Source organism: Curtobacterium sp. ME26 (assembly GCF_903970945.1).
Classification (GTDB): domain Bacteria; phylum Actinomycetota; class Actinomycetes; order Actinomycetales; family Microbacteriaceae; genus Curtobacterium; species Curtobacterium citri.
The window spans coordinates 1-11,599 of the sequence record NZ_CAJCKG010000071.1; the positions used below are offsets into that span (position 1 = coordinate 1).

The 11,599-nt window shown below is 72.6% G+C and carries 11 protein-coding genes and 2 tRNA genes; 4 read left to right on the forward strand and 9 right to left on the reverse strand.

Features of this window, described 5'->3' with window-relative positions:
• Positions 1-90: 90 nt before the first annotated feature.
• The 7 genes from H7A69_RS16170 to H7A69_RS16200 form a co-directional block, all read right to left on the reverse strand.
• Positions 91-163 (reverse strand) — tRNA-Glu (locus H7A69_RS16170).
• A gap of 54 nt (positions 164-217) precedes the next feature.
• A tRNA-Glu gene (locus H7A69_RS16175) sits at positions 218-293 on the reverse strand.
• Positions 294-368: 75 nt separating this feature from the next.
• Positions 369-1,001 (reverse strand): MBL fold metallo-hydrolase, encoded by a 633-nt coding sequence (locus H7A69_RS16180; protein ID WP_182047987.1) that lies wholly within the window; start codon positions 999-1,001, stop codon positions 369-371.
• A gap of 10 nt (positions 1,002-1,011) precedes the next feature.
• Positions 1,012-1,377, reverse strand: coding sequence for a hypothetical protein (locus tag H7A69_RS16185; RefSeq protein ID WP_182047988.1), 366 nt, complete (start codon positions 1,375-1,377; stop codon positions 1,012-1,014).
• A 5-nt stretch (positions 1,378-1,382) separates the two neighbouring features.
• Positions 1,383-2,288: a carbohydrate ABC transporter permease gene (locus H7A69_RS16190; protein ID WP_411469375.1), complete on the reverse strand. Its 906-nt coding sequence runs from the start codon at positions 2,286-2,288 to the stop codon at positions 1,383-1,385.
• A 2-nt stretch (positions 2,289-2,290) separates the two neighbouring features.
• Entirely contained in the window at positions 2,291-3,280 is a 990-nt protein-coding gene (locus tag H7A69_RS16195) for a carbohydrate ABC transporter permease (protein ID WP_259346276.1), read from the reverse strand.
• A 130-nt stretch (positions 3,281-3,410) separates the two neighbouring features.
• The gene (locus H7A69_RS16200; protein ID WP_411266590.1) at positions 3,411-4,697 is read right to left on the reverse strand and encodes an ABC transporter substrate-binding protein; all 1,287 of its coding nucleotides are present in this window, start codon (positions 4,695-4,697) and stop codon (positions 3,411-3,413) included.
• A gap of 350 nt (positions 4,698-5,047) precedes the next feature.
• Between H7A69_RS16200 and H7A69_RS16205 the strand changes: the two genes are divergently transcribed.
• The 4 genes from H7A69_RS16205 to H7A69_RS16215 all read left to right on the forward strand — a co-directional run bounded on the left by H7A69_RS16205 (position 5,048) and on the right by H7A69_RS16215 (position 9,094).
• Positions 5,048-6,394 carry a glycosyltransferase gene (locus H7A69_RS16205; RefSeq protein ID WP_182047991.1) on the forward strand — a complete coding sequence of 449 codons (1,347 nt, stop codon included), beginning with the start codon at positions 5,048-5,050 and terminating at the stop codon, positions 6,392-6,394.
• A 79-nt stretch (positions 6,395-6,473) separates the two neighbouring features.
• Positions 6,474-6,602, forward strand: coding sequence for a hypothetical protein (locus H7A69_RS17565; RefSeq protein ID WP_259346275.1), 129 nt, complete (start codon positions 6,474-6,476; stop codon positions 6,600-6,602).
• A 99-nt stretch (positions 6,603-6,701) separates the two neighbouring features.
• Complete coding sequence (locus tag H7A69_RS16210; protein WP_182047992.1) at positions 6,702-7,607, forward strand: beta-1,6-N-acetylglucosaminyltransferase; 906 nt, start codon at positions 6,702-6,704, stop codon at positions 7,605-7,607.
• Positions 7,604-9,094, forward strand: coding sequence for a lipopolysaccharide biosynthesis protein (locus tag H7A69_RS16215; RefSeq protein WP_182047993.1), 1,491 nt, complete (start codon positions 7,604-7,606; stop codon positions 9,092-9,094). The genes H7A69_RS16210 and H7A69_RS16215 overlap by 4 nt, the downstream gene beginning before the upstream one ends.
• A gap of 318 nt (positions 9,095-9,412) precedes the next feature.
• Here the strand turns inward: H7A69_RS16215 and H7A69_RS16220 are convergent, their stop codons facing one another.
• Positions 9,413-10,378: a glycosyltransferase family 2 protein gene (locus H7A69_RS16220; protein ID WP_182047994.1), complete on the reverse strand. Its 966-nt coding sequence runs from the start codon at positions 10,376-10,378 to the stop codon at positions 9,413-9,415.
• A complete protein-coding gene (locus tag H7A69_RS16225; protein ID WP_182047995.1) occupies positions 10,375-11,205 on the reverse strand; it encodes a glycosyltransferase family 2 protein in 831 nt (276 codons plus the stop codon). The genes H7A69_RS16220 and H7A69_RS16225 overlap by 4 nt, the downstream gene beginning before the upstream one ends.
• Positions 11,206-11,599 lie beyond the last annotated feature (394 nt).

An 11,599-nucleotide genomic window follows, 5' to 3' on the forward strand; every position in this document is an offset into this window, starting at 1 on the left:
GTCGGTCCCACGCACAGTATGTCAGGCTAGTATCACTCGTTCCTGACCGGACGCGCTTCCGACCTGCTCGACGGGGGTTCGTGTCGTGTGTGACCCCAGCGGGATTCGAACCCGCGTTACCGCCGTGAGAGGGCGACGTACTAGGCCGCTATACGATGGGGCCGTGGTCTCCGCGGACGGAGCACACGTGTTGTCGGACTCGGAGGCAAGCCACCTGTGGTGACCCCAGCGGGATTCGAACCCGCGTTACCGCCGTGAGAGGGCGACGTACTAGGCCGCTATACGATGGGGCCGTTCCGACAACCCGATAAGTATGGCACAGCAGTGCCGCGCTGCCAAAACGAAGCGTGTCGCCCGGGTGTGCCGCCTCAGAGCGCGAGCGTCTCGCCGGGCCGGAGCACCACGAGCTCCCCCTCACCGAGGGCCTCGCGCTGGCGGTCGATGTGCATCCCGAGGCCGACCTCGGAGAGCGTCGCCTCGTGGACCGGGAAGGCACGACGGGGCGCGACGGCGGCGATCCAGTCCATCATCTCCCCCACCTTCAACCACGGGGCACCGACGGGAGCGGCCAGGACCTCGACCGGGACACCGGGGACCGTGTACGCGTCGCCCGGGTGGAACAACCGGCCGTCCACGAGCACACCGGTGTTGTCGACGACCGGCACGGACGCGTGGATGACGTTGTGGCGCGTGCCGTGGAAGTCGAGCGCGAACGGCCCGACGGTGCGGTGGTCGCCGTCGGTGACGACGTCCACCGGGATGCCGGCCGCGCCCAGCGCGTCGGCGACGCCCGCCGGCCCGAGCACGACCGCGGCGGGGTTCCGGTCGAGGATCCCCCGCACCTGCTCGGGCGTGACGTGGTCGGGGTGTGCGTGCGTGACGACCACGGCGACGACCCCGGTCACGTCGACCGGACGGGTGAAGCCGCCCGGGTCGAGGACGAGGCGGGCGTCGTCCGCGGTGACGACCTGGCAGGCGTGCTCGAGCTTGGCGACCTCCATGCGGGCGACCCTACGCGCCGGCGACGTCGCCGTCGCGCCGTACCTCCGCAGGACGGCCCGTCGGGGTCGCACCGCGTCCGTCCCCGGGTCCGCCCACGGCCCGCGGGACGACCCGACCCGGCGCGGGCCCCGCCGCCCCGATGCCGTCGACCACGCCGGTCGCCGCGGCGTGCCGCCGGAGCACGATCACCCGCCACCGGTCGAGCGCCACCACCGCGACGACGCAGACGAGCAGCACCAGCGCCCACCCGAGCGCCGGCCGACCGGTGACCTCGCACGCCACCGTCACGCCGAGGAACAGGAGCCCGAAGGTGCCGGCGAAGCCGATCGCCTCCTCGATCCGCGCGGTCGGCCGCCGCGGTGCGCGCTGGGCCACGTGACTCAGCCCTTCACGCCGCCGGCGGTGAGGCCCGCCACGATCCGCCGCTGGAACACGAGCACGAGGACGACGAGCGGGATCGTGACGATCGTGCCCGCCGCCATCACCGCGGTGTACGGCTCCTGGTGCGGCTGCGACCCGGCGAACGATGCGATGGCGACGGTGACCGGCTGGGTGGCGTCCGAGGACAGCTGGGAGGAGATGAGGTACTCGTTCCAGCTCGAGATGAACGCGAGGATCGCGGTGGTGAACACGGCCGGGGCGGCCAGCGGCATGATGATCCGCCGGAACGCCTGGATCCGGGTGCACCCGTCGATGCGGGCGGCCTCCTCGAGGTCCCACGGCATCTCGCGGAAGAAGCTCGCGAGCGTGTAGACCGTCAGCGGCAGCACGAACGAGATGCTCGGCAGGATGAGCGCCTGGTACGTGCCCATCCACCCGATGTCCGTGAAGAGCTGGAACAGCGGCGAGATGAGCGCGACGCCCGGGAACATCGACGCGGCCAGGATGGCGCCCGCGATGAGCGACTTCCCCCGGAACTCGAGCCGGGCCAGCGCGTACGCGGCGCTCGTGCCGACGAGCAGCGCGATGACCGTCACGACCCCGCCGATGAGCAGGCTGTTGAGCAGCGCCCGGCCGAGGTGGTTGCCGAGGGCGGTCGAGAACGCCGTCGTGTAGTTGTCGAGCGTGACGTGCGTCGGCCACGGCGTGGCGTCGAAGGTGAAGCCGACGTCGCGGAAGCTCGTGACGACCATCCAGTAGAACGGCAGCAGGCACCACACCGCGATGACCACGGCCTGGATCGCGGTGCGGAACTTCTGCCCGGTGTGCCGCTGGACACGGACGTCGGTGCGCTCACCGACCCGCTCACGGGGGTTCGGGACCGCTCGGGGACGGTCGGCTGCGATGGTCACTTGAGCTCACCCTTCTGCTGGGCGGCCTGGGTCTGCACGACGTTCGCGCCGAGGAACCGGACGAAGACGAACGCGACGACGAAGATCACCAGGAACGTGATGGTGGAGAGGGCCGACGCGGAGTTGAACCCCTGCCGGATCTGGTCGACGACGAGGATCGACAGCGTGGTGGTCGCGTTGCCGGAGCCACCGCCGCCGCCCGTCAGGATCGCCGGCAGGTCGTACATGCGCAGGGCGTCGAGCACACGGAAGAGCACGGCGACCATGAGCGCGGGCTTCACGAGCGGCAGCGTGATGTTCCAGAACCGCTGCATCGTCGATGCACCGTCCATCTTCGCCGCCTCGTAGACCTCGTCGGGGATGAGCTGCAGGCCCGCCAGGATGAGCAACGCCATGAACGGCGTCGTCTTCCAGGTGTCCGCGATGATGACCGCCCAGCGGGAGGCCCACTCGCCGCTCGTCCAGAGGACCTGCCGGCCGAGCACGTGGTTGAGCACGCCGTTCGCGTCGAAGATGAAGTACCAGAGCTTCGCGGTGACGGCGGTGGGGATGGCCCACGGCACGAGGATCGCGGCACGGACGAGGGCGCGACCCTTGAAGTCGCGGTTCATGATGATCGCCATCCAGACGCCGATGACGGTCTCGAGGGCGACGGTCACGACCGTGAAGAAGAACGTGTTGCCCATCGACACCCAGAACTGCGAGCCGAGGCTGCCGGGCGGGCAGGTGGTGGTGCCGCACTGCTGGCCGAGCCAGTGCACGTAGTTCGTGATGCCGGCGAAGCCGCCCTGCACGAACAGGCCGGTCGCCTTGTCGAGGCCCTGGTCGAGCTGGAACGACTGGACGACGGCGCTGACGACGGGGTAGCCGATGACGACGGCGAGGAGCACGATCGTCGGGCCGATCAGGTACACGGCCCAGCGGCCGTGCTCGGCGTTCAGGCCGCCGCGGCGGCGCTTCGGCTCCGTGCCGGTGGGGTTCGGGATCGCTGCGGGGATCTCGGTTGCTGCTGACACTTCGACGGCCTCCTCGGGCGGGTGTCGGGACGCAGGAAGGGGCGGACGGGAGGCGCGGGGCGAGACGGTCCCGCGCCTCCAGTCCGGCACGTGGTCGCGACTAGTTGCCGCTGCTGGTGGCCGACTGCAGGGCCGCCTGCATGTCCTTCACCGCTTCGTCGACGCTCTTCGAGCCCTTCAGCGCGGCGTAGCTGTTGTCCTGGATCGCCTTCGTCACGGCCGGGTAGAACGGCGTGACCGGACGCGGCTCGGCCGACTCGATCGACTTCAGGAGCGTCGGCAGGTACGGCAGCTTGCTCGTGAGCTCGGAGTCGGTGTAGAGGTCGCCGACGACCGGGGCGAGCGAGCCCTGGGTCGCGAAGAACTTCTGCGTGTCGTTCGAGATCAGGAACTCGAGGAAGTCGTGCGCCGTCGCCTTGTGCTTCGAGTACACGCTGATCGCCGCGTTGTGCCCGCCGAGGGTCGAGGCACCGACACCGTCCTTGCCGGGCAGCGGAGCGATCCCGAACGTGTCCTTGACCTTCGACGAACCGTCGGTCTTGGCGAGGTTGTAGACGTACGGCCAGTTGCGCAGGAACAGCAGCTTGCCGTCCTCGAACGCGGTGCGGCCCTGCTCCTCCTGGTAGGTGATCGCCTCGGCGGGGATGTTGCCGTCCTTGAACGCGTCGACGAGGTTCTGCAGACCGGCCTTCGCGGCCGTGGTGTCGACGTCGGGTGCGCCGTCCTTGCCGAGGATCGAGCCACCGCCGCCGTTGATGGCCTCGGAGGCGTTCACCGTGAGGCCCTCGTACTTCGCGAACTGCCCCGCGTAGCAGCCGATGCCGGCTTGCTTCGCGATGTCGCAGTCCTGCATCATCTCGTCCCACGTCGTCGGGGGCGTCTTGACGAGGTCCTTGCGGTAGTAGAGGAGTCCGCCGTCGGAGGTCTGCGGCGCCGCGTAGAGCGTGTCGTTGTAGGTCGCCGTCTTCACGGTGGACGGCAGGAGCTTCGAGGTGTCGATCGCCATCGAGCCGGTCAGCGGGGTGAGCCAGCTCTTCGCGGCGAACTCGGCGGTCCAGACGACGTCGACGTCGACCACGTCGTAGTTCTCGTCCTTGGCCTGGAAGTGCTGCACGAGGTCGTCGTGCTGCTGGTCGGCCTGGTCGGACTGCTCCTTGAACGTGACCTTCTCGTCCGGGTGGGCGGCGTTCCACTTCTCGATCAGCGGTCGCACGACGTTCGAGTTGTCCTTGCCCTGGACGTAGGTGATCGGACCGCGGCTGTCCTGACCGCTCTTCGCGTCGTCCGTGTTCGCGGCACCGCCGGCCGAGCAACCGGTCAGCACGAGGCCGACGGCGGCGAGCCCGGCGACGGAGGCGAGGCGCACCTTGGTGCGGGTTGTGTTCACAGCGTTGTCTCCTCATCGAGATCACCAGGGAGGACGCCGTCCGCACGCGGACGGCGACCGCCTGGAGCAGGCGACGCTGCCTGCTGGTGGAGGAAGCTACGCCCGCTCGCGACGGCTCCGCAACCGGTCGCCGCGAAGTCGTGACCGGCTCGTGACCACGGCACCGCGGACGCCTTTCCCCTGGTGAGCGCTCACTCGGCCTCGCTCCTGCACGAGCTCGTGCGCACGCTCCCGCACCCACCCGTGTGCCCGCCCGCGGTGGGGGCGGCGCTGCGGGGTTCCGCACCGTCCCCGCCTCCGTCGACCGCCGACGTTGTCCGGCAGCCCCGGGGGCCGTAGCGTCCCCGACCATGGCCACCACCACCGCCGCCGTCGCCCTGCCCGGGCCCCGTCGGGTCGTCCGGGTCGACCTCGACGCGCCGCTGCCCGAGCTCGTCGCCGACGATGCCGGGTCGTCCGCCCTGGTCGTCGGGTACCGCGCCGGCCACCCCGTCTGCACGGCCGACGTGGCACTCACCGCCGACCCGGCCGACGCCGCACGCCTCCTCGCCCCCCTCGTCGGCACCGCGGGCGCACCGCACCGGACGCCCCGCGTGGTGCCGGACGACGCACTGCCGTCGATCTCGGTCGTGGTCTCGACCGTCGTCGACCGGGTCGAGGACCTCGGTCGGCTGCTCGACGTGCTCGAGCACCTCGACTACCCCCGGCACGAGGTCGTCGTGGTCGACAACCGCGTCCGCGTGCCCGCCGACGACCCGCTGCCCGCCGTGCTCGCGGGGCGGGACGTCCGGCTCGTCACGGAACGGCGGCCCGGGCTGTCCGCCGGACGGAACGCCGGCGTGGCCGCCTCCCACGGCGACGTCGTCGCCTTCACCGACGACGACGTGCAGGTCGACGCGGGGTGGCTCCGTGCCCTCGGCGAGCGCTTCGCCACCGAACCCGGGCTCGACGCGGTGAGCGGCGTGATCCTGCCGACCGAGCTCGCGACGCCCGCGCAGGTCTGGTACGAGGCGTACTACGGCGGGTTCAGCGGCGAGCGCACCTTCGACCCGGTGACGATCGTGCCCGACGACGTCCCGGGGACGATGCGGCACGCGCAGGTCGCCGCCGTGCGCCCCGACGGCAGCGTGCGCGGCCGCTTCCCGGTCTACGGCATCGGGGCGTACGGCGCCGGGGCCAACATGGCGTTCCGGCGCGAGCTGCTCGAGGTCGTGGGCGGGTTCGACACCACCCTCGGTGCCGGCTCCCCCGCACGCGGCGGCGAGGACCTCGCGATGTTCGTCGAGACGCTGTGGCGCGGCGGGCGGGTCGGCTTCGAACCCACGGCGGTCGTGCCCCACCGGCACCGCCGCACCGTCGAGGCCCTGCACGCGCAGCTCCGCGGCAACGGCGTCGGCTACACGGCGCTGCTCTGCGCGCTCGTCGCACGGGACCGGCGGCACCTCGCCGTCCTCGCACGCCTCGTCCCGCTCGCCGCGGGCCGGAAGGTCCGCGGCGTCGTGGCCACCCTCCGACGCGGTCGCGGGACCGACGACGCAGCCGGCGCTGCTGCTGCCGCGGCGCCCGTCGCCGTGGTCCCGGTGCCGCGGTCGCTGGCCTACCACGAGTTCCGAGGGTTCCCGGCGGGTCCGGCCGCGTGGGTGCGGAGTCGGCGACGGTGGCGTGACGTGGAGTCCGGCCGGTTCCCGACCCGCTGATCCTCCCGCCGCCCGGTCGGTCGTCCCCCTAGGATCGAGGGGCGATCCGGCGACCGCGCGCCGGGCACGAGGAGGACGCATGCTGCCGGGCACCGACACCGACACCACGACCTGCGTGTGCGGCCACCAGCAGGAGGCGCACGAGCACTACCGTCCCGGATCCGACTGCGCCCTCTGCGACTGCCCGCGGTTCCGCCGCCGTCGCTGACACCGTCGCGGTGGGGAGCGTGCGGGAAACCGCCGCATCCCCGCAGCCACCCCCGGGCCGCCTTGTCCGGCCCGGAACGGCGCGGTTAGCGTCGCGTCCATGGCCATCCCCACCGCGGCTCCCGCCTGCGTCGTCCTCGCCCACGAGGACCCGGTGCAGGTCCGCCGGCTCGTCGAGGCACTGGACCCCTTCCCGGTGTTCCTGCACTGCGACGTCCGCACCCCGGACGACGTGCACGGTGCCATGACCGAGGGACTGCCGTCCCGTGTCCGGCTGCTCGACCGGCAGCGCACCGGATGGGCGCGGTGGGAGAACGCGGCCGCCGAGATCGCCGGCTACCGTGCCGCGCTCGCGCAGACGGACGCCACCCACGTCGCCGTCCTCACGGGGAGCGACTACCCGCTGGCGACCCCGGACGAGATCCGTGCGCTGCTCGAGGCGCACCGCGGACGGTCCTTCCTCATCACGCACCCCCTGCCGCACCCCGACTGGCGTGGTGGCGGGTGGTCGCGCTTCCGCTACCGGCACTGGGCCTGGCGGAAGCACATGCTGCGCCTGCCGGTGCCGCGCCGACTGCCGCGGGACGTCGTCCTGACCGGCGGGTCGCAGATGAAGCTCATCAGCCGCGAGCACGCACAGGCTGTACTCGACGTCGTCGATGCACGTCCGGACCTCGTCCGGTTCTGGCGGCGCGCGTGGATCGCGGACGAGTCGCTCGTGCCGTCGATCCTCAACTCCCCCGCCCTGGTGCCCGGGTTCGCCGACGAGCACGTCGAGCACTCGCCGTGGTACATCGGCTGGGACGGGACGCGGATGAAGAGCCCGCCGTGGTTGACCACGGCGGACGCGGGACGGCTGCTGGACCGTTGGACCGGTGCCGGCGACGAGCTGCCCCAGGTCTTCGCCCGCAAGTTCTCCACGGAGCGGAGCTCGGACCTGCTCGACCTCGTCGACGCGGCGGTCGGGTTGCGCGGTCAGCGTCGCACGGAGGTCACCGCCCCGTGAGCGGAGCACCGGAGACCGGGACGACCGCCGTCCCCGCCGAGCCGACCTCGGACGGACCGGGCACGTCGACCGGCAGCACCGCCGTCCAGCGCGGCGCGTCGGTCCTGTTCGGGCGCGGCATGCTCTACGTCGTCATCTGGTCGATGCAGCTCGTCGTCAGCTCGCTCGTCTCCCCCGTCCTCGCGCACCTGCTGCCGCAGTCGGAGTTCGGTGTGCTCGCCTCGGCGATCGCCCTCTACCAGGCACTCGGCGTGCTCGCCGTCGCGGGCCTCGACCAGGCCGCGGTGCTCCAGCGGGCCGAGGACGGCGACGAACGCGCCGCGCGGGGCCTCGTCTCCGTCGGTGCGGTCCTCGCGACCGTCGTCACGCTCGTCGCGCTCGGGACGATCCCGGTCTGGGGCGACGCCGCCGGCTTCGTCGGTGAGCACCCGCTGCTCCTGGTCGCCGTGCTGTGGACGCTGCCCGCCGCCCTCGTGCAGATGTCCCTCGCCCTGCTCGTCGCGCAGGACCGCATCCGCGTCTTCGCCGTCACGAGCCTGCTGTCCTCGGTCGGCGGCTCGATCATCGGCCTCGGCCTGCTGGTCCTCGTGCACGCCGACGCGACCACCTACGCCTGGGGCGGGGTCGTCGCCCAGGGCACGGCGATGGTGATCGGGCTCGCCGCCGTCCGGCCCCGCCTCGGCGGGCTGCTGGACCGCGCGGTCACCGCCCGCGCGTTCCGGCTCGGCGTGCCGATCGCGCTCGGCAACCTGTCGTACTTCGTCCTCAACGCCGGTGACCGCATCATCGTGCAGCGGCTGCTGGGCCCGGAGGAGGTGGCCCGCTACCAGATCGCCTACGTCGTCGGATCGGCGGTCATCCTGCTCCTGACGTTCACGAACAGCGCGTGGGCGCCGCACTTCGCCGCGCTCCGCGACGCGGTCGCCCGTCGCCGCCTGGCGATGCACGCACGTGACGAGCTCTACCTGCTGCTCGCGCCGGTCCTGCTCGCCGTGACCCTCGTCTCCCCCGTGGCGCTGCCGATCCTCGCGCCCGCGTCGTACCGTGTCGAGCAGCTCACCGTCGTCGTGTTCGTCGTCGCGCTCACCGCGTTCCCGGTCGTCGCGAGCGGCGCGACCGGTCGTCTGCTGATCGTCGAGCGCCGCGGTGTCGCGGTCGGGGTCATCGCGGCCGTCGCGGCCGTCGCGAACATCGGGGCCAACCTGCTCCTCGTCCCGCCGCTCGGCATCGCCGGCGCGGCGCTGGCGACCGTCGTCGCGTACGCGCTGCTGGCCGTGCTGCAGCAGGCAGCGCTGCCGGACCGTCGCGAGTGGCGCGGCCCCGGTCGTCGCGTGTTCCTCGTCGTCGTCCCCGCCGTGGTCCTGGCCGCCGCGTCGCTGCTGGCGCCGCAGGACCTGCCGTGGAACGTCGTGCGGATCGTCGGCGTCGTCGCCTGCATGCCGTGGTTCGTCCAGCGGCTCCGGGCCGCACGCGGCCGCACCGCCTGACCCGACCGGCGCGCAGGCGCCACACCGTCGGCGCCCGCGCGCCGGTGCCGGTGCCGGTGCCGGTGTGCAGGCCGGCCTCGCACGCTCGCCGGGCGGGCACCGCACAACCGGAGGCACCTCGCACCACGTGATCACGCGGCGCGAGGTGCCTCCGGTCGTGCAGCGGCACGTCGCGCCACGAGACGCCGCACCCGAACACGACGACGACGGACCCGGACACGAGAACGCCGACCCCGGACACGACAGCGGCCCCGGAAACGACAGCGGCCCCGGCACCCGAGTGGGGAGCCGGGGCCGCTGTCGCAGGGCCAGCAGGGGTCAGGCCGTGACGCGCTCCGGGGCCGGGGCCGCCGCCGGCGTGCGCACGACGACCGTCCCGAGGGTCCGCCCGACGGCGTACCCGAGGACCGTCGCCACGACGCTCGTCACGATCGCCAGGGCGCGCACGCCCCCGCCCCGTCCGAGCGCTCCGAGCTCCCGCAGGAGCGCGCCGGGCAGCACCCGGGTCAGGTACGTGCCCTCGCTCGAGAGCGAGTCCTTCGCACCGACCCGGCGGCTCAGCACGGCCTTCGAGATGCCCTCGTAGTAGCTGCGTCGACGGAGGTACCGCATGGTGACCCGGTCGGGCGAGACGCGGTGCGACACGTTCGACCGCGGTTCGTACCGGATGCGCGCCTCGGGCCGCATCTGGGCGATCCGGATGCAGAGTTCCGTCTCCTCGCACCCGAGCGGCTGGTTGCCGACCCGGCCGATCCCGGAGCGGAAGCCCCCGGCGGCGAGCAGGACGTCACGGCGGAAGGCCATGCTCGACCCGATGACGTTGCGCACGTCACCGGCAGCCGTCGGCAGCCCGGCGTAGCTGCACCCGACGATCCAGAGCAGTTCGTCCGGGTACGGTCCGGCACCGGTGGTGTCCGGCCACGAGGGGGTCGCACGACCACCGACGCCGACGACGTCCGGCAGGTCGAGCGCCTCGACGAGGTGCACCAGCCAGTCGGGGTCGGCCGCGGCGTCGTCGTCGAGGAACGCGACGACGTCCGACGCGGCGAGCGCCACGCCGGTGTTGCGCGCGCCCGAGAGCCCGCGGTCCTCGGCGTTCGGGACGACCTGGAGCTCGGGCCACCGGGCCGCGGCGCGGAGCAGGAGCTCCGGCTCGTGGTCGATGACGACGATCACCTCGGTCGCCTCGGGCTGCCGCTTCGCCGACTCGACGGCGGCCTGCAGGTCGCCCCAGCGCCGCTGGGTGTACGCGCAGATGACGACCGCGACCGTGGGGCGCGTCACGCGGCGGCTTCCTCGTCGAGGACGGCGACGGGCTCGACCACGGGACGGGCCCGCACCGGGGTCGGTGCGAGGCGGGCGCGGGCGGCCACCTCGCGGGCACGACGACGCTCGTGCATGATCGACGTCAGGACGCGGATGCCGTCTCTCACGGCGTTGAGGTTGCTCGTGCCGTGCACGCGGAGCTTCTCGTGGCTCGGCACCTCGGTGATGCGGAACCCGGCCGCCGACCAGCGGCAGGTCAGGATCGTCTCGATCTCGAAGCCGTCGCCCCAGCGCATGGACCCGTCGGTCGGCTGCGGGAGCGTCGAGGACAGCAGGCCGACCGTCGGCAGCGTGTCCGCCCAGAAGGCGTTGTAGCCGTAGCAGAGGTCGGTGTACTTCGCGCGGAGCAGCAGGTTCGAGATCATGTTGAGCCCCTTGTTGCCGAGGCCCCGGATCACGGTGATGTCGTCGCTGCCGCCGCCGGGCGCGTAGCGCGTGCCCTTGGCGACGTCCGCCCCGGCGACGAGCGCGTCGACGAAGCGGGGGATCTCGGCGGCGTCGGCGGAGCAGTCGGCGTCGAACATGACGACGACGTCGCCGGTGACCGCCTCGAACCCGCAGGCCAGGGCGTTGCCCTTGCCCTTGCGGGTCTGCTGGACGACGGTGATGCCGGGCATGAGCCGCTGGGCGGTGGCGATGGTGTCGTCGACCGAGTTGCCGTCGACGAGGATCACCTCGTGCACGGCGGGCAGCATCGGCAGGATGATCTCGAGGTTCCGCGCCTCGTTCCGGGCGGGGATGACGACCGAGACGCGGGGTTCGCGGGGCCGGACGGTGGTGGTCATGGTGCTCCTGTCGGGTTCAGGCGGCGCTGGCAGGGTCCCGGGGTGCCCGTCGCTGGGTGGGCGACGGCGGGACGAGGGGGTTCCGGCGGCGAGGCAGTGACCTCGGCGGCCGTCCGGAACGGGGGTACACCGTTCCCTGGGCGTTCCCACCTTCGTCCGCACCGCCACCGTCGGTCAATGCGGCGCGAGGTGCGTTGCGGCCCCGCCACGCGTCGTACGGAAACCCGCAACCACGCGCCGATCCGGACGGTGCACGGAAGGGTCGGTACGGCACGGACGGGAGGCGCGTGGCGGCCGCACCACGCGCCTCCCGTCCGGCGGGTGGTGGGTCCGTGCGGCGCGGCGGCAGTCGTCAAACCGCGCGGCGAGCAGCAGCGGCACGCGCGCGCACGAC